General features: G+C 46.2%; 17 protein-coding genes, 1 tRNA gene and 1 riboswitch. All 18 genes read right to left on the bottom strand.

Translation table 11 applies throughout. The features are described from left to right. Positions 1-195 precede the first annotated feature (195 nt). The 18 genes from DXD11_RS00300 to murB all read right to left on the bottom strand — a co-directional run bounded on the left by DXD11_RS00300 (position 196) and on the right by murB (position 19522). On the bottom strand, positions 196-1053 hold the full coding sequence (locus DXD11_RS00300; protein ID WP_117548572.1) for a 3D domain-containing protein: 858 nt from the start codon (positions 1051-1053) through the stop codon (positions 196-198). A 309-nt stretch (positions 1054-1362) separates the two neighbouring features. After that, positions 1363-2331, bottom strand: coding sequence for a tRNA dihydrouridine synthase DusB (gene dusB / locus DXD11_RS00295; protein WP_022216595.1), 969 nt, complete (start codon positions 2329-2331; stop codon positions 1363-1365). 48 nt (positions 2332-2379) lie between these two features. Continuing rightward, the gene (locus DXD11_RS00290; protein WP_015533274.1) at positions 2380-3147 is read right to left on the bottom strand and encodes a type III pantothenate kinase; all 768 of its coding nucleotides are present in this window, start codon (positions 3145-3147) and stop codon (positions 2380-2382) included. A gap of 37 nt (positions 3148-3184) precedes the next feature. Further along, positions 3185-3550, bottom strand: coding sequence for a DUF6145 family protein (locus tag DXD11_RS00285; RefSeq protein WP_015533275.1), 366 nt, complete (start codon positions 3548-3550; stop codon positions 3185-3187). A gap of 8 nt (positions 3551-3558) precedes the next feature. Beyond that, on the bottom strand, positions 3559-4314 hold the full coding sequence (gene dapB / locus DXD11_RS00280) for a 4-hydroxy-tetrahydrodipicolinate reductase (protein ID WP_022216597.1): 756 nt from the start codon (positions 4312-4314) through the stop codon (positions 3559-3561). 212 nt (positions 4315-4526) lie between these two features. After that, positions 4527-5411 (bottom strand): 4-hydroxy-tetrahydrodipicolinate synthase, encoded by an 885-nt coding sequence (dapA, locus tag DXD11_RS00275; RefSeq protein ID WP_118016774.1) that lies wholly within the window; start codon positions 5409-5411, stop codon positions 4527-4529. Positions 5412-5498: 87 nt separating this feature from the next. Next, a riboswitch (Lysine riboswitch) is annotated at positions 5499-5671 on the bottom strand. Positions 5672-5792: 121 nt separating this feature from the next. Then, entirely contained in the window at positions 5793-6425 is a 633-nt protein-coding gene (locus DXD11_RS00270; RefSeq protein WP_117548569.1) for a single-stranded DNA-binding protein, read from the bottom strand. Positions 6426-6507: 82 nt separating this feature from the next. After that, positions 6508-7314 (bottom strand): TrmH family RNA methyltransferase, encoded by an 807-nt coding sequence (locus DXD11_RS00265; RefSeq protein ID WP_118757541.1) that lies wholly within the window; start codon positions 7312-7314, stop codon positions 6508-6510. Between the two features lie 25 nt (positions 7315-7339). Beyond that, positions 7340-10924, bottom strand: coding sequence for a DNA polymerase III subunit alpha (locus tag DXD11_RS00260; protein WP_118757540.1), 3585 nt, complete (start codon positions 10922-10924; stop codon positions 7340-7342). Positions 10925-10935: 11 nt separating this feature from the next. Continuing rightward, complete coding sequence (locus DXD11_RS00255) at positions 10936-11481, bottom strand: DUF5662 family protein (RefSeq protein WP_015533282.1); 546 nt, start codon at positions 11479-11481, stop codon at positions 10936-10938. Positions 11482-11555: 74 nt separating this feature from the next. Continuing rightward, a tRNA-Thr gene (locus tag DXD11_RS00250) sits at positions 11556-11628 on the bottom strand. A 29-nt stretch (positions 11629-11657) separates the two neighbouring features. Then, positions 11658-12938 carry a DUF4143 domain-containing protein gene (locus tag DXD11_RS00245; RefSeq protein ID WP_022216601.1) on the bottom strand — a complete coding sequence of 427 codons (1281 nt, stop codon included), beginning with the start codon at positions 12936-12938 and terminating at the stop codon, positions 11658-11660. 117 nt (positions 12939-13055) lie between these two features. Continuing rightward, the gene (locus tag DXD11_RS00240) at positions 13056-13547 is read right to left on the bottom strand and encodes a hypothetical protein (RefSeq protein ID WP_117548565.1); all 492 of its coding nucleotides are present in this window, start codon (positions 13545-13547) and stop codon (positions 13056-13058) included. A gap of 92 nt (positions 13548-13639) precedes the next feature. Then, the gene (locus DXD11_RS00235; RefSeq protein WP_118016778.1) at positions 13640-16360 is read right to left on the bottom strand and encodes a tetratricopeptide repeat protein; all 2721 of its coding nucleotides are present in this window, start codon (positions 16358-16360) and stop codon (positions 13640-13642) included. Between the two features lie 78 nt (positions 16361-16438). Beyond that, positions 16439-16699, bottom strand: coding sequence for an HPr family phosphocarrier protein (locus DXD11_RS00230; protein ID WP_117548563.1), 261 nt, complete (start codon positions 16697-16699; stop codon positions 16439-16441). Positions 16700-16718: 19 nt separating this feature from the next. Further along, positions 16719-17669, bottom strand: a complete 951-nt coding sequence (gene whiA / locus DXD11_RS00225) for a DNA-binding protein WhiA (protein WP_117548562.1) — start codon at positions 17667-17669, stop codon at positions 16719-16721. Positions 17670-17701: 32 nt separating this feature from the next. Next, positions 17702-18580, bottom strand: a complete 879-nt coding sequence (gene rapZ / locus DXD11_RS00220; RefSeq protein WP_015533288.1) for an RNase adapter RapZ — start codon at positions 18578-18580, stop codon at positions 17702-17704. A 27-nt stretch (positions 18581-18607) separates the two neighbouring features. Next, positions 18608-19522, bottom strand: coding sequence for a UDP-N-acetylmuramate dehydrogenase (gene murB, locus DXD11_RS00215; RefSeq protein ID WP_118757856.1), 915 nt, complete (start codon positions 19520-19522; stop codon positions 18608-18610). Positions 19523-19572 lie beyond the last annotated feature (50 nt).

Raw genomic sequence — 19572 nt, 5'->3', positions numbered from 1 at the left:
GTACTAAACTCAGGAATCACCTGTATTCTTACAAATAATCGTGTGCATTATAACACAGCATTTTATAAAAAACAAGCTATAGCCCGCCTCATTCGTGCGACTTTTCCAACACTTTCCCAACACTTATCTCACTGCATTTAAAAACCCGCCTTACGGCGGGTCTTTAATATATCTGTATACAATTTCTGCTTTTTATTACTTTACATATACATCATAGTAGCCTGTTGCGAAGTTAAGAGCTGCCTGATGGTTTGAGAAGTAGATATCAAGATGATTGCCATTGATAGCTCCACCTCTGTCCTGAACTGTGTATGTATGACCATCAACTATAAGCTCTGTACCAAATGCAAAGTTACTTGGCGCTGCACATGTCACACCCTCGACTGCAGGTGCACCTGAAGCTGTTGTCGGGTTATCCATGTTGCTGTACTCACCGCAGCAGATTGGACATGGACAATATGCCGTAATCCAGAATGTTCCGAGATATGTACCTGATGCCTCACCATTCACATAAATAACCTTGTCATCAGGAAGTCCATCTGTTGACTTCTCTGTTGATGGATCAACTGATATCTGATCGTCAGGAAGTCCTGCTGCTGACTTATCCTTATCCTTAACCTTCATCTGTGTGGTAGGTTCTGACTTTGTTGTGTCTGCTGCCTGCTGTGCAGCCTCTGTTGCACGAGCCTCTGTTGTGCTCTCCTGAACTCCACCGCTTATGGCTGAAGTCTTCTTAACTGTCTTCTTGCTTGAGAGGGCTACTGAACCAGTCTTGTTGACATCTGACAGAGTACCATCTGCCAGTGCAACTGATGATGTTGCCTCTCCATAGTCTGCTGTGTTGTCTGCGTATAATGTATTACCTGCTGCTGCGATCGACACTCCCTTGCCCTTGGATGAAACCATGCTGTCATCTGATGCGATAACTGCGTATGATGAAAATCCAACTGCCAGGAGTACTGCTCCTATGCTAATCTTCTTTACGTTCCTTTTCAGTGATGTCTTCATTAGTTTCTGTGATTTCATACGTGATGAATCTGAAAACTTTTGCATAACCTTTTCTCCTTAATTTCTTTACGGTTTCAGAATTGTTACAAAACCGTTAAAATTTAACTCATGACGCTATTATAATCTCTGTCGAAAGAAAGGTCAAGCAAAGTGGCTATTTTTGTAAATCATGCACAACTCGCATAAAATCTTTAATTCAGTTAATGTAAATATGCAACATTTTAAAATGCCATTTTTGTGCACATTTTACATTTTAGTGCCGTAACATTTTTGAAACAAATTAGCATCTTGTATATTTTTACTTTAGAATTTTTAATAAATTCTTTATTTCCTGTTACATTTTTTGTTTTTATGTTAACTCACAATGACTTTTTCAGGTGCGCTGTCAGCCCATCTACAGAGCAGTTCCTCAAGCTCCTCGTAAGTCTCAACCTGGTTCACATTGCTCCTGAGCTTTGCCGAATCATACATTCCGACTGAGTACCATGCCACGTGCTTTCTCATCTCATGGATACCTGTGTACTCACCCTTGAACTCAACCATGAGTCTCGCATGTCTCAGCATCATATCCTTCACTTCATATATGTCAGGCTTGTCCGGCAGCTCGCCATGCTCGTAGTAGTATTTCATATCGCGGAATATCCACGGGTTGCCCCTCGCACCTCTTCCTATCATAAAGCCGTCACAATTCGTCTGCGCCCTCATGTCTATGATGTCCTGAGGAGTGTTTATATCGCCATTGCCAATGATCGGGATGATGCACGCCTCCTTCACCCTGGCTATGACGCTCCAGTCCGCATGTCCCTGATAATACTGCTGCCTTGTCCTTCCGTGCACCGCCACAGCGGCAGCCCCGCTCTCCTGGGCTATATGTGCTATCTCAGGCGCATTTATATGCTCTGAATCAAATCCGCTTCTTATCTTGATGGTCAGCGGTATGCTTATAGCTTTTGCCATGGCCTCGACTATCCTTCCAACGAGAACCGGATCCTTCATCAGCGCAGATCCCTCTCCATTGTTGACCACCTTCGGCACAGGGCAGCCCATATTTACATCTATGAACGAATAACCGTTGCTCTCTATCCTCTTTGCCATCTCCGCCATGATCTCAGGATCAGAGCCAAAGAGCTGCAGCCCAAATGGCTTCTCCCGCTCATCCATAGCCAGAAGCGGCTTCGTGTTCTTATTTTTATAATATATTGCCTTGGCGCTCACCATCTCGCTGTACAGGATATCACAGCCCTGTTCCTTGCATAAAAGACGAAATGGCTGGTCACATACACCAGCCATCGGCGCCAGGATCAATTTATCTCTGAAATCCATAAATTTCTCCATTGCTTCTATAATAATATATAATTTGCAAAATCCGACTTATTTCTGCTTGTCCATGATAAGTCTGAGTCCGTGAAGTGTGAGATCCGGATCATACACATCTATGCAGTCCGTGTTCTCATATATCATCTTTCCAAGTCCGCCGGTAGCCACGACCTTCATGTTGTCGTATCCTGACTCCTTGCGCATTCTCTTCACTATATACTCTGTCTGGCCAATATAGCCCATGCACACACCGGCCTGCATACTGGATATCGTGTCCTTGCACAGTATCGTCTCAGGCACCTTTATCTCTATCTCAGGAAGCTTGGCTGTTCCCGTCCACAGAGCATTTGCAATAAGCCTTATGCCCGGCGATGTGACCTCAGCCTCAAACACGCCATCGGCATTGATGAGGTCGTACGTTGTGGCAGTTCCAAAGTCCACCGTGAGAACCGGTCCGCCATACATGTGATAAGCCGCAACTGCGTCAACTATTCTGTCAGCTCCAAGCTGCTTCGGGTTTGGCAGCGCTATATTGATCCCCGTCTTTATTCCCGGTTCAACTATGAGTGGTGTTATTCCAAAATATTTCTTTATGCCATTCACCAGGGAATGCATGATCTTCGGAACAACCGAAGCGATTATAACTTCATCTATAACATCAGTTGACAACTGTCTCATTCTGAGCCAGTCGCACAGAAATACTCCGTACTCATCCGATGTTCTCGATATCCCGGTGGTCATCCTGAAGGTCTTCTCCAGGCGTTCTCCGTCAAACAGTCCTATCGTAATATTTGTATTTCCAGCATCAATAGCAAATAACATGCCCCTTTTTCCTTCCTGATCTTCCAATTATTTTATATCATTCATTTACAAGACTGTTAATGTCAACACCCTGTATAAATATCTTATAGAACAGCTCCAGACTCTGGAACAGCTCCTTCTTTTCATTCTGCAGCTTCTTGACCTTGAGTCCGCATCCTATGTCGTCAAATAACAGGTCATCCTCAAGTGCCCTCGTCTGTATCTTCAGATTGCCGGCGTCGTCAAACACCAACATAAATATTCCTCCGACCTCCTGTGTAAACGCTCCACACATGGCGTGAAGCTCGTCCTTTATCTCATCAGGAAGCTTTGAAAATTCCTTGTTCAGATAAAACTTCTGATTATATATCGAGCTGGCGCACAGAACAAGCTCGCCATCCTCTGTCCTGGTTGAAATCTCCATAACCGCTCCTATCCTATAACGTCCGCCATATCGTACATTCCTGCAGGCTTGCCCTTGAGGAACTTTCCTGCCTCAACAGCACCCTTTGCAAATACTGACTTGGAATATGCCGTGTGCTTGAACTCTATAACCTCATCAATACCTGCAAATATCACCTCATGCTCTCCAACTATAGTGCCGCCTCTGACAGCAGAGATTCCGAGCTCCTTCTTATCCCTCTTCTTTCTCACCTGGCTTCTGTCGTACACATACTCATACTGCTCATTGCATGCCTCATTGATTGAATCAGCAAGAGCAAGAGCTGTTCCGGATGGAGCATCCACCTTCTGGTTGTGATGCTTCTCAACTATCTCTATATCATATCCGGCTGGTGAGAATACCTTCGCAGCATCCTTCAGAAGCTTCATGAGTGTATTGATTCCCAGTGACATGTTCGCTGACTTGAGTATGGCAACCTTTGCACTGCACTCCTTTACCTTTGCAAGCTGCTCATCTGAGAGACCTGTTGTGCAGAGAACTATAGGAGTCTGTGTCCTCACACCGTAATCGAGGAGCTTGTCAACAGCTACAGCCGCTGCAAAATCTATGATGACATCAGCCTCGACATCGCAGGCATCTATATCTGTAAATACCGGATATCCGTTATCCCTGTTGTCCACAACATCTATTCCCGCTACGATCTCGGCATCAGGATCGCCTGCAACGATACCTGTTATTACCTGTCCCATCTTTCCATTGCAACCATGCATTATGATCTTTACCATGTCTGTCTATCCTCCATATATATAAGCTTTGTCATTTGTTGTCGTCTTTTGTGTGGTCTATGCACGCTGACATGCGCATATATTTCAACATGTACTCCATTTTACACATTTGCTGTCCATTGTGCAACGTTTATATCCACCTCGGCAAATAAAAATGTCTGCAGCCAGTTGAGACCGCAGACATCTGTATTGTTTCTATGATAATTACAGTCCTAGAGAACTCCGTACTCTTCCATTGCCTTCTTGAGCTTCTCCACGTTCTGTGGCTCCATCTCAGTGAGCGGCATTCTCATTGTTCCATCACACATACCAAGAAGCTCTACAGCCTTCTTGACAGGTATTGGATTGACCTCGCAGAACAGTGCGTTGCAGAGATCAATGGCCTTAAGCTGAAGATCAAGACTTCCCTGAACATCTCCGTCAAGATACTTCTGAACCATATCGTGTACATCCTCAGGGATTATATTGGCTGTCACTGAGATAACTCCCTTTCCGCCAAGTGAGAGAAGAGGTACAACCTGATCGTCATTTCCTGAGTAGATATCTATGCATCCCTTTGCAAGGCTTGCAAGCTTTACAACCTGGCTTATATTGCCTGAAGCTTCCTTGATACCGACAATGTTCTCAACGTTCTGTGCAAGATATACTGCTGTTTCCGGCTGGATATTGCAACCTGTACGTGATGGCACATTGTAAAGGATTATAGGCACATTTACTGAATTTGCAACGGCTGTGAAGTGTGCGATGAGGCCCTTCTGTGTAGCCTTGTTGTAGTATGGTGTAACCACGAGCAGACCGTCCACTCCGTAGCTCTCTGCCTCTGTTGAGAGATATATTGCTGTTGCAGTACAGTTTGAACCTGTTCCTGCTATTACCTTTATTCTGTGATCAGCGAACTCTACACACTTCTTCACGCACTCAAGATGCTCCTCGTGTGACAGTGTTGAAGCCTCGCCTGTTGTTCCGCAGATAACTATGGCATCCGTCTTGTGTGCTATATGAAACTCCACGAGCTCCTTGAGCTTATCATAATCCACATCTCCATTTTCAAGAAATGGTGTTACAAGTGCAACTGCTGAACCGGTAAAAATTGACATATTGTCGTCCTCCTTAAAAATAAATAGTCGATACAATATAGCATAAAAATGGGCTGGCAAAAAGCCAACCCATAAAAACATCTCATTCTTACAAGTAGCTCTCCATCCTCAGATGACAGTCATACAGTTCTTAACTGCACAACCAGCAACAGATCCTGTGGAATATCCATCACTTCGGCGGTCTTCCCTTTCGTCAGGCATCTTCTGCATCCACATGCATCAGCCTGCTTAATCATTAATCCCGCGCCTCTACTATATTGTATTCAGTTTAACCTTAGATAGTGCTACTATATCACCGCATCCAGACCATGTCAACCATATATTTTACTGCGTGCTTCACAAGGATTCCTCCCACTGATGTGGGCCCCTCCTTATGAAATATCATTCAAGACATTCCATCTTGCTCACAGACACCTCATATGCCACCTTGCTGATCACCTGGTCATTGTCGATACGCTTCTGATACTCCCTGCTCTGGATCCTTCCCCAGATGGCCACATGCTCTCCTACCTGGAGCTTTCCGGCAAATCTCGCATTTCTGCCCCAGCAGATACATGGTATGTAATCGCTCTTGCCGTATGCTCTGTTGACCGCCAGCAGCACATCCGCGATCTCCCTTCCAAGAGGCGTCATCCTGTACACAGGTGCCTTACATATGTAACCGTCAAGATAGATCTGATTTGGTCTGTTCTCATCCTCAGCATCATCCTCGTCGATGGTCTCGATCTCTCTCACAAACACAGACAGTATAAGGCGGTTTCTGGTCTCCTCATGCTTGTTGTATGACCTGAACTGTCCCTTTGCCATGATGCGCTCCCCTATGTGGGATTCGTTCACATCGAACAGTCTGTCAGACACCATGAGCGGAATAGTATCGTAAGCATCGCTGAGTCTGCTGACGATGAGATCCACCATATAGAAGCCCTCGCCAAATATCTCGTGGCTGAACACGAACTCTGATGCTATCTCTCCTGCCACCACTACCTGATTGTTGTTTAATGTTTTTTCAGTCATATTTTCTCCCTCCGTTATAACAAACTTTTGCATACTTTAAAAGTTATGCCACGCAGTACAAAAATATGCTGTCTTGTTTAATCTAGTTTTGTCGGTCTCTCTTTCGCTGTCTCATTACCTCATACGACAAAAGAGTCGCCGATATTGCAGCGTTCAGCGATTCGACTTTGCCCTCCATCGGAATCCTGAGAAGTCTGTCGGCTCTGCACGCCACCTCATCCGTCAGGCCATTTCCCTCATTTCCTATGAGGAACGCCACCCTGTCCGGGAATACTATGTCGTAGAGATCGTCGCCGTCCAGATGTGCTCCGTACACCACAACACCTGACCGTCTCAGCTCCTCCACGGTCCCGGGCAGGTCATCGCACATGACAAATGGCACCCTGAATATGGCCCCCATCGTCGATCTGACTACCTTCGGATTGTACGGATCGCATGAACCTTTTCCTATAAGCACGGCGGTCACACCTGCTGCCTCGGCGCTTCTGAATATAGTTCCCATATTTCCGGGATCCTGGAGCGTATCCAGCACAAGAAATGTCTCTCTGTCATTCCTGCCGAGCACGGAATCAAGCTGATAATGCATGCATTTCACCACAGCCATGCACCCCTGTGGAGTCTTGGTCTGTGACACCCCTGCGAACACTCCGTCGCTGAGTATCCAGGTATTCCTGCCATCAAGCACACCCATGCTCTTGAATTCATCACTGTATTCCTTAAGCGCACTCTCCGACAGATACACCTCCTGAACATTCTGAAGCGGAAGCTCCCTGAACATGCGTATCCCCTCGACCACGAACACGTCTCTGCCCTTCCTGAGCTTTGCATCCTTGTTCAGCTTATTAAGTTCTTTTATCCTCGGATTACTGTTTGCTGTAATTACTTCCACTTTTTTCTCCTTTTACAGTGTCTTATCACACTTTTCTGAGCAATACCCTGTCTTTGCCGTATTCCATCTGAAGTGCATATACAACGCCGGAATTCTCATCCACACAGAATCCCCGGCCCATATTCTTCGCCTGTCTGGACTTCTTGAGCTGCACGTACACCGGACATGTGCCCTTGTACTCCTCAAGGATCGACATAAATGCAGATTCGTTCTTCATATATTCGTCCACATCCTCGAACAATACCCAGAGCTGGCTGTTGCTCTGAACAGGCTTCTGTCTGTTGTTCCATGGCTTTCCCGACTGAAAGCTCTTGCCACCTTCTGCCTCCTCAAAGCTTATCATATCCGACAATATGAGCTTGTTTTCCTTCTCGCCGAGATTCGCCCTGCCCCTGACAAACACTCTGGAATCCACCAGAAGTCTGTCCCTGAACTTCTCGAAATCCCTCGGGAATACTATAACCTCGACCTGTCCGACCAGATCCTCTATAGTCACATACGCCATATTCTGATTGTTCTTGGTGAGCTTCACCGTCACCCTTGATATGAGTCCGCCGATGACATACATTGCATTGTCCTGAAGCTTCTGTCCATCTCCGTCACCCTGATCCTGGCTCATCTCATCGTCATCCTCGGTGTCCACCACGAAATCCGTCGCCTGGGCCGTGCATGTTCTCTGCATAAGCTCGATGTATTTGCCAAGCGGATGTCCCGATATATACACTCCGAGCACAGACTTCTCAAGCGCCAGCTTCTCCTGATCTGAATACTCCTCCACATCAGGGTAAGGCACGAGATTGCTCTGCACAAAATCGTCTCCCATCAGGTCAAACAGAGACATCTGCCCTGACTCCCTGCTCTTTCTCTCCCTTGCGGCTTCCTCCGCTATGGCCGGCAGAGCCATCATCATCTGCTTTCTGTTTGCTCCCATATCATCAAATGCACCGCTGAGTATCAGAGCCTCAACAGTTTTCTTATTTGTGTCCTTTGAAGGCATCCTTGTGAGGAAATCCCTGAGATCCTTAAACGGTCCATTCTTGGTCCTCTCCGCCTCTATCCTGTCGACAACAGCACCGCCGACACTCTTTATACCGGAGAGTCCGTATCTTATCTTGCCGTTGCTTATGGAGAACTTTGCCACTCCCTCATTTATATCCGGAGGGAGCACCTCAACTCCCATCTGCTTACACACACTTATATACTTTGCAACCTTGCCATTGTTGTCAATTACCGATGACATCAGCGCAGCCATGAACTCCACCGGATAGTAATACTTAAGGTACGCTGTCTGTGCCGCAAGTACCGCATATGCCACGGAGTGGGACTTGTTAAATGCGTACTCCGCGAACTTCATCATCTCGTCAAATATCTTATTTGCCACAGTCTCCGAGATTCCATTTGCCACGCATCCTGGAACATTGAGCTCCTTGTTGCCGTACACAAAGTTATGACGCTCCTTCTCCATCTCCTCAGGCTTCTTCTTCGCCATGGCTCGGCGCACAAGGTCACTTCTTCCCAGCGTATAGCCCGCCAGCTTCATAACGATCTGCATTACCTGCTCCTGGTAAATGATACATCCATAAGTCGGCTCAAGTATCTCCTCGAGCTCAGGAGTATCATAGTGAACCAGCTCACGGTTCTCCTTGCCCCTGATGTAGTCGTCTATGAACTGCATAGGACCCGGTCTGAACAGAGCAACACCGGCAATTACATCGTCCAGACTCTGTGGCTTCAGCTTCATCATGAAGTTTCTCATGCCCTCACTTTCGAGCTGGAACATACCCTCGGTCTTTCCCTGTCCCATGAGTCCAAGTATATTCGGATCATCGTAATCTATATTGTCTATGTCTATATCCTTGCCTGTTGTCTGCTTGACAAGCTTGACTGTATCCTGCACAACGGTCGCCGTTCGGAGTCCCAGGAAGTCCATCTTGAGCATTCCCAGATGCTCCACCGTGTTCTTCTCAAACTGGGTTACCACCGCGCCCTCGGCTCCAACTGACAAAGGCGCATACTCCTCTATCGCCTCACGGCCTATAACCACTCCCGCCGCATGCATTCCTGCATTTCTAGGGAGTCCCTCAAGCTTTCTGGCTATGTCCACGAGCTCCTTGATCTCGTCCGAGCCCTCGTACATATCCCTGAAATCCTTGCTCGTCTTGAGTGCTATATCTATGGTCATATCCTTCTCTGCAGGTATTGCCTTTGCAAGGGAATCACACACCGCATACGGGAGATCCATGGCTCTTCCAACGTCCCTTATGACGTTTCTTGCGCCCATGGTCTGATATGCTATTATCTGTGTCACGCACTCCTCGCCATATTTCCTTACGCAGTAGTCGATGACCTCCTGACGTCTGATATAGCAGAAATCTATATCAATATCCGGCATGGATACTCGCTCCGGGTTCAGGAATCTCTCAAAGAGAAGGTTGTACTGCAAAGGCTCAATGGTCGTGATGTCCAGACAGTAAGCAACCACACTTCCAACCGCCGAACCTCTTCCAGGTCCAACCGCAATTCCCTGCGATTTTGCAAAATGAATGAAATCCCACACTATCAGGAAATAATCCACAAATCCCATGCTCTTTATGACAGACAGCTCATAATCTATTCTCTGTCTGACCTCGTAGCCGTGGGTTCCCTCGGCCATCTTACCGGACTCCTCATATGTAAATCCGTACTTTTTCTCCATACCCTCATATACCAGATGATCCAGATATTCCTCCGCGGTATATCCCTCCGGCACATCGAATCTCGGAACCTTCTGCTCGCCAAATACGATATTCACATTACACCGCTCTGCGATCTTATGTGTATTCTCCAGAGCCTCCAGGGCATATGGGAACAGCTCAGCCATCTCCTCCTTTGATTTGAGGTAGAACTGACCTCCCTCATAGCGCATTCTGTTCTCGTCCTGAACCTTGTGATTAGTCTGTATACACAGGAGAACATCATGTGCCTCCCAGTCCTCGGCATAGATGTAGTGCGAGTCATTTGTCACTACCATAGGAATCCCCAGTTCCTTTGACAGACGCATGATACCCGCATTCACGGTTGCCTGCTCAGGTATTCCGTGATCCTGCATCTCCAGAAAATAGTTGTCCTCTCCAAATATATTCCTGTATCTTATCGCAGTCTCCTTCGCACCGTCGTAGTCGCCCTTTCTGAGCTTTGTCGCAACCTCACCGGCAAGACACGCGCTGAGCGCTATAATTCCCTCGTGGTACTTCTCCAGCACCTCCATATCGACCCTCGGCTTATAGTAAAAGCCCTCGGTAAATCCTCTGGTCACGATCTTGGACAGATTATGATATCCCAGATCATTCTCCGCCAGAAGGACGAGGTGATAATATCTGTCATCACCCTTTCCAACTTCCCTGTCAAATCGTGATCCCGGACTGACATACACCTCACATCCGAGAATAGGTTTTATCCCCTCTCTGAGACAAGTCTCATAGAACTCTATAACACCGTACATGACGCCGTGATCCGTTATTGCGAGGGAATCATATCCCAGTTCCTTTGCCCTGCGCACAAGTCCGTCTATCTTCGCCGCGCCGTCCAGCAGACTGTAGCCTGTATGCACATGCAGATGTGTAAACTCCATATGTCTCCTCCTTATTTGTTATGCAGTATCTCCCGCCTTATATAGTCAAATGTATAATCTTCGCCCTTCTCAGCCAGAGTCGTTAGCATGTCCTCCAGCAGATCCGCCGATTCAGGGTGCAGATGATGTCTGGATCTGCCCCTCAGATAATACTCAAGCGGAAATGAATCCGTATACTTATCACCATTATAATTCTTGCTGGCAGCCACCCTGTCGCAGAACATCTCCACAACGTACTTCTCCGGCATGCGCATTCCCACCAGCTCCACACAGTTCCTGTCAACACTGTAGTCTACCCAGTATTCCAGATGGTGCTTGTTTCTTCCCTTGTGGTGCAGCCATGCGCTTGAATACCCCTTGCTCTCGCGCTCCGCATCATTCGGGCTTCTTGTTCCCTGATAATACTTTGCCCCGACTGAGAACTCAGTCCACGAATACTTTGACAGATCGTGCACAAGCCCCTGCCAGTATAATCCGCACTTAAAGCAGTTATGCATGACCATTCTCTTATGTCTGTTTATGGTTTTCAAATGTCTGTACCATTTTGGAGCATCCATATCATCCCGTCCTTTCCCACTGAGTACAAAAGGCTGCCGCAAAAACTTTTGCAGGCAGCCTTCCTCAATATTGAAGCCGAAAAAGGGACTCGAACCCTCGACCCACGCATTACGAATGCGTTGCTCTACCAACTGAGCTATTTCGGCATCTATAAATTACTACCATACGCTATCGGTTAGAAACACCAGATACCATATAGCGGTATATTTACCAATCCTTTATCGACAAACATGTCATCTGTAGATATCCTCACTGAAGTCTGATTGTCATATCTCTGTTTGAATACTCTGGAGCTCTGGGCCTTGGTGTGCGGACTTGTCTGAACATCCACTGGAATGACCTCTCCATCGCCCTCATACACGAAATCAACCTTCGCTGTGGCCGATGAGATCCAGAAATACAGATCCCCGATACTCCTGTTCACATACAGCTCTGCAAGAGCGTACTGCTCTGCTATAACTCCATCCATCATATCAAGAACATTATCTGTGTCAATATCCTGAACCAGAATACCAGCCATGACCCTGAGCAGACCATGATCAAGATGATACAGCTCAAATGACTTGTCATCCTTCTGGTTTGCCAGAGGAAGCACTCCATTCCTGACTCTGTACACCTGACGCACAACGCCCATCCTGACGATCTGATCAACTGACGCCTCGTACTCCCTGGCACGGGCCTTCGGATCAACGTATCCATACATGAACTTCTTGTTCTCCTTGGTAAGCTGAACCGGAATACTGTTCCATATCGCCATGACCTTGGTAAGATATCTCTTCGGAGTGGAGTTTATCAGATATTCAGTAGTTCTGTCAAGTATAGACTTCAAAACCACATCAACTCTTCTGAGATCTCCTGTCTTATAATATTCATCCACCGCCTCCGGCATTCCTCCGGTCACGAAGAAAGTCTCAAGCATTGTCTGGACGCTGTCCCTGACCTCATCCGGCATCGGTGTGATCTTCTGGTTCTCTATAAATGCACAGAGCTTTCTGCCCTTTCCCGCTTTCAGGAATTCCTCAAAGTTCATAGGCATCATCTCATATACGCATATGTCATCCTGGCACTCTTCCTCTCCCGGGATTGGCCCACAGGATGTCGCAATGACACAGATCCTGCAGTCAGTATTGTATCTGCTATACTCAACAAGGTTGCCGAGCAGTCCCACACAGTTCTGCGCATTGTCAAATATAAGAAGCTTATCCTTGAAATCATACTTGTCAAGCGACGTTGTAAGCTTGGCATGAAGCTTCTCCGGCCTCCTCTCCTTTGCTGCATATGCGGCAAAGTCCGGATACTTGTCCATGTCTATTATTATATGATCCTCAAAAAATCCCATGGCAAAATCAGCCACAGCCCATGTCTTGCCAACAAACTTGCCACCACGGACAACTGCAATCTTATCCGCTCCGGTCTCATACCATGTTGCAAGGTCATTCATAACATTTCTAAACAAGCATCTCACCTCGATTCGACCACTTTTTCCAAATCTATTATAGGATACCACTAAAAATTTGCAATGTAAATAGTTAAACCCATATCATTGCACTCTCTGATTTTTTATCACTTTATACTATTCATATAGGAATTTTTCCCTGAAATACGTCTTAAGTGCTGGTTCATCGATATCCATATACTTCATCACAACCTCATACAGGAACTCCTTATAATATTCCCAGTCTTTTCCCGACATATCCAGCTCCTGTACATCCTCATAGAATATCTCTCCAAGCTTATTGCGAAGTCTTATAGTCGCTACATATAAGTTGATATTACCATTTGCATTCTCTGACTTCATCACATCCACCGTCATGTCTCCATACTTCAGATGGGTCTCTCCACGCATGATCCTTACTTCCTTCTCAATGCGCGAAAGGCATTTCTCCTCAACCATATCCCGCAGGAAATACCCACGATTTTCAAAGAGATATTTCTTTATGGACATGAGAATGATCTCATTCTGAGAATAACCGGTATAATCAGATAATCTCTCCAAATCCCTCGCCATTCTGGAATCCATTCTCAAAGGCTTGCTCGTGAGCTCTCTCTTGTTAAGTCCCGGCATAATATGCTCCCTTTCTCTATCCCTATGGGGTAAAAAACCCGGAGGAGATATGTCCTCCGGGATCATTCTGATCTAATTGATATCCTGTTGTATTACTCGCCCTTGCCGATCGACAGGAATCCACTCTCATTAGCCTTCAGCAGGAATGCAAGACCGATGTTCTTCTTGCCCTCCTCTGTCGCCTTGTAGATCTCACCTGTCTCAACAAGAGACTTGGCTATTGCAACTACGACATCCTTGAACTGCATCATCTGACGTCTGTCCTTAGAACTCAACTTAAATATGTACTGGTTCTTGGAGCTTATCAGAAGGATGCTGAATGTATGTACGTTATCCTTTGAAGCCCTTATTGCAGATCCGATCATTCTTGAGTTGGCAATGATGACATCCGCATTCTCATCAGGCAGATACTCTGAAACTATCAGCTTGTAGATCTTCAGGTAATCCTGCTCTGCCGTAGCATTGACAGGCATCTCGGCAACTGCAAACTCAACGACGGAATCAGCCATCTTGATAGTACCGCCATCATCATTGATGACTGCGTTACACTCCTTTGGAACACAGAGTCTGAAGAACTTGTTCTCCACAACTTTCTGTCCCTTGGCAGGTTCTCTGAGTATGAGATCTACATAGTTCATCTCCAGCTTGTTCATCGCAACTATCGCTGACTCATCGCCGGTCTCAGCAAGATCGATAAGAGCGTCGTACAGGCTCCATATCTGCTGAGTAGTTGTAGGAACGAGCTCCATGAGCTTCTCAATAGCAGGAACATATCCCATACTTGCATTCTCTATGTACAGCTTGACCGCCTCATCGCTGGCCAGGCCCTTCTCAACCTTGTAATTAATAACCTTAAATAAGTTCTCCTTATCCCAGTCATCGAAGTTCGCATTGAACGCCTTCTCGAAATACTTGATACTCTTGATCTCGCCCTTGTAGTTATCCTGCTTCTCCTGTACCTGATAGATTCTTCCGAGCTCATATCCGGCACGGGCGCTTCCAAGACCAAGTGCCTCAAGATAAGCCTTCTCAATCTCATATGGTGTTGCAATGTAGAAGATCTGTCTCTGCTTCATCATGGCTATCTTGATAGCCGCTGACTCGCTTCCGGCCTCCACTGCACGCTCCCACTTCTCAACAGCCGTCTGAAGGTCCTCTCCCTTGAGATCCTCAAGATCCTTGATATAGCCCTCAGCCTCCTGAATACCGTTCTCTCTGGCCTTCTTGAAGTAAGACAGTGCCTTGACTCCGTCTCTCTTCGTTCTGAGCAGACCGTAATAATATATTCTTCCAAGATAGAATGCAACTCTCTTGTGTCCAAGACGCTCTGCATTCTCATACCAGTTAACTGCCTTCACATAATCCTTGAGCTGCTGGTCATATACGATTCCAAGAAGGAATGCAAGCTCAGGATCCTTAGTTGCCTCAAACAACTGCTTTGCATAACTTATAGTCTTCTCAACATCCCTGTATGGGCTGTCCTCATCGTAGTACAGCTCTATCAGAAGGTAACTTGCCTTTATGCTTCCAAGCTTAAGAGCCTGCTTTGCGGCTCTCATGGCGCCCTCATAATCCTCAAGGTAGTAGCAGTATATAGCCTCGTTATAATACTGCATATCCTTTCTGTTGGCACTGTGGTCACTGGCCAGCGTAGGATCTACAAACGCAAATGAGTTGGCTGTCTCAAATATGATCTCCTCGTACTGCTCTATGATCTCCATTGTAGCACACACGAATCTCATACATGCCAGTCTACGTCCATGATAGAAGGCAAATGACACGATTCCCTTCTCCATGTCCTTGTGATAGTAAGTTGTACATATTCCATCTGCATACTCTGTGACATACGCCTTGAGCTGCAGCTCTTCGTCAAACGCATCGTTACAGTATCTCAGGTAATTCTCAAGAGTCATCTTGGAATCCTTTGGCACACTGTCATAATATACATACATTGCAAAATCCTTATATGTAAGACTTGGTGCGTAATACTCCTCACCTGTTGACTCGTTGATCGTCTTCACCCAGCCCTTTGGAAGCTTGTGGATGAATCCCTCAACCTGATCATGTACATATGTGTACTGATACTGAAGTCTTGAAGCCTCGATAACCTTGTAACGTGGCTCCTTTCCCTTTGCCTTTCTGGCCTCTGCTATATCCGTGTACAGCTTGTCCTTCTCCTCGAACTCAAGGCTGTCACCGTGGGTACTAATGTACTCAACTCTCTCGTATGAAGCCTTCGCCTTGGCATCGCCGGTATCAGCGAGCTTCTTGTACCACATCATGGCCTTGTCCAGATCGATAGGTACGACATAATCACTCTTGTTGCCATACTCATCCACTCTGTTAAGTCCGCTCTCATATATCGAACCAAGGCTCATATACGCTGCCTTTATACCGTAATCTGTGGCTGCAAGCTCATAATACTTGATGGCCTTTGAGAAGTTCTGGACTTCCAGAAGCATCTTGGCAAGCTTGAATATAACATCGCCGTCATGGTTCTGATTCACATACTTCTCGTAATACTTGGTAGCCTTGTTCAGATCCACATCCACAACTGCGTTGCGGTACTTTCCCTTCTCATAAAACTCTGCAAGTGCAAGAAGAGCATCATCCCCATATGACTTATACTGCGCATCCATTATTCCTATGTCTGCAACCTGTTCAAGTATGTTTACTGATTCCTCAGCATCTCCGTTGTCCATAAGGTTCATGGCTTTGTTGAACTGGAGCTCCACATTGTTGACCGGTTCCTTCTTTTTGGAAAATCTGGATACGAATGGTATCTTCTTTAATAATCCGTCAAAAAATCCCATATCCTGTTCCTCCGACAAATGTCCATTGATAAATTTATTTTACCACATACACATCCGAGGTGCAATAAATCATCCAAATTACTTATTGTTTTTTGTCAGATATTCTGAAAGTGCATTGACTGCTGCCTCTTCGTCGGCGCCGTCTGCAACTATAGTGAGCTCACTGCCATTCTCGAAGCTCATGCTCATCATACCCATAATGCTCTTAGCATTGATTCTCTTATCTCCGGTAACAAGGTGAACCTTGCTGTCATACTGACTTGCAACCTGTACAAGAACTGCAACAGGTCTTTCCTCTGCCTCTCCCATCATTGATACAACAACTGTCTTTTCGATCATTACATCCTCCTTGGGCTCATCAACAGCCCCGCATTTCTTCTGCGATCTCACTTATTTTTCTTAATCTATGATTAACCCCCGACTTACCGATCGGCGGCGTCATCATCTCACCAAGCTCCTTAAGGGAAGCATCCTCATTCTCCAGTCTGGCAAGCGCCAGCTCCTGAAGGTTATCGGGCAGATATCCTATGCCCTTTGTCTCTATTATGTAATTAATGTCATTCATCTGCTTTACGGCAGCGCTCACGGTCTTGTTGAGGTTTGCAGCCTCACAGTTGACCCTGCGGTTGATATTGTTACGGATATCCTTCCTGATCCTTATGTTCTCCATATTCATCAGGGATATGTGTGCGCCCATTATCCCAAGCATATCAACTATCATCTCCCCATCCTTCAGATAGACGACGTAGTATTTCTTCCGCTGTATTATGCGGGCTTCCACTCCAAATCCTTTTATTATCTCCTGTATGAACTGTGCCCTTCCCTCGTTCTCGCACACCACCTCCATGTGGTAGCCCTTGTTCGGATCACTGATCGATCCCGAGGTCATGAACACTCCTTTTATATATGCTCTCCTGCAGCAATCCTGCTGAACATCCATCCTGCTGACCTTCATGAGCTGACACTGTATCAGTCCCTCATATTCATGTTCGTTTTCTATCTTCAAGGTCATCAGTATCGTATTGACAATCTCTGGAGAATTGATCTCCATCCTGTATACTCTGCTGTCAGCTCCGGTCCTTCTTACACTTGAGTCCGGAATATATCTGAACAGCCTCTTTATCAGGGAAGCTATCTCCTTTGCGATAACACTTCTCTCTGTAACTATCACCAGCCCGGCCGGTCTGCCAGCCCAATATCTCACATATGCCACCATTGAAATCATCGCAGCCAGCTCAGCTATCTGACAATGCCTCGCTCCCGGAACATTCCCTGCCAGCTCCATCTTAACGTCTGAAGAAAATGACATATTCCACCTGCTATACTATCTGTTATTACATGCTACAACTTCTTGACTATTGAATCCTTCAAAATATCCCTGTGAACTATCCTCACTGTATACTTTGACTTCTGCAAACGGGCATAGACAGCATTGGCTATCGTGACGGATCTGTGTTTTCCGCCTGTGCAGCCGATGGAAATGACCAACTGATTTTTGCCTTCCTTGATATAATTCGGTATCAAAAATGTTATCAGATCTATAAACTTTTCCAGATACTCAGGACCCTCCTTGCAGTTCATAACATAGTCCTGTATCTCTTTGTCGTTTCCCGTTTTCTCCCTGAGTTCAAGGTCATAGTACGGATTGGGCAGAAATCTCACATCCTGAACTATATCAGAATCCCTCGGTATTCCATACTTAAAGCCAAATGACATGACCGTAATTATGAAATTCGAATACTCCTCATTCTGCACAAATATCTTGTCAAGCTCCGCCTTAAACTCTCTCACAAGGAGGTTGGTAGTATCGATTATATAATCAGCCTCCTCCTTGAGGAAGCCGATAAGCTCACGCTCCTTGTTTATTCCATCTATTATTCGCCCACCCTTGACCGAAAGAGGATGGTTTCTTCTAGTCTCTTTATAACGCTTTACCAGAGTTGCATTGGAACACTCAATGAACAGAATCTCATAATTCATGCCCTCTCTTCTGATATCCGCCAGGCACGAATTTAGCTGTGACAAAGCCCTTCCACTTCTGATATCAACACTGATAGCAACATCATCCACCTGGATCTGCTCATCATAAGCGATCTCGGCAAATCTTTTTATGAGCTGGATAGGCAGATTATCAACACAGAAAAATCCGGCATCCTCAAGCGTCTTAAGCGCCGTTGCCTTTCCTGCTCCACTCATTCCTGTCACAATAACAAATCTCATGCTCTGTTCTCCCTGTCTCACTGAATGCTAGAAATCGCCAAGCATCTTCACCTCGGGCTCCAGCATCACGCCAAACTGATCCATAACCTTCTTCTGTACATCACGGATCAGGCCTGTCACATCAGCAGCGGTTGCACCGCCCCTGTTCACAACAAATCCGCAGTGCTTCTCGGACACCTGTGCTCCTCCCACAGAATATCCCCTGAGTCCTGCATCCATTATAAGTTTACCCGCAAAATATCCCTCAGGTCTCTTGAATGTAGAGCCCGCCGACGGATACTCAAGCGGCTGCTTTGTTCTTCTGGAATCCGACAATTCCTTCATTCTGTCATCTATATCCTGCTGCACACCTGCTGCCAGCTTCATGGTAACCTCAAGAACTATGAGCCCCTCAGCCTCCACAGCACTGTGTCTGTACGAAAAATCCAGTTCATCCGACGACATATCATATATATGTCCATCGGAATCCATCACCTTGACACTGGTGACAACGTCCTTCATCTCACCGCCATAAGCTCCCGCATTCATATACACCGCACCGCCTATAGTACCGGGAATCCCGGAAGCAAACTCAAGACCGGTCAGCGAATTATCCCTTGCCAGTCTGCTGACTCTCACCAGCTTTGCCCCGGCCTGGGCTGTTATCACATCACCATCAACTGTTATCCCATTCATATTGTCCATTATATTGATTATCATGCCCCTGTAGCCAGCATCCGACACAAGCAGATTACTGCCATTACCAAGGACAAAATACGGTATCTCACATTTCCGACAAAGTTCTATAATCCCCGCAACCTGATCTGCATCAGAAGGACTCGCAAAATAGTCGGCAGGACCGCCCACCCTGAAGGTAGTGTGTGCGCTCATCACCTCATCTGCGCTTGCATTCTTCTCTCCGGTTATCTCTCGAATACTGTTCAATATATCTAAATCTGACATGTCAACCTCATACAATCTGTCTTCTATATTTTATTCACATGTGCATGTAT

The organism is Coprococcus sp. TF11-13 (assembly GCF_003481085.1).
GTDB lineage: Bacteria > Bacillota > Clostridia > Lachnospirales > Lachnospiraceae > Coprococcus > Coprococcus aceti.
This window is presented reverse-complemented; position numbering and strand designations above follow the sequence as displayed.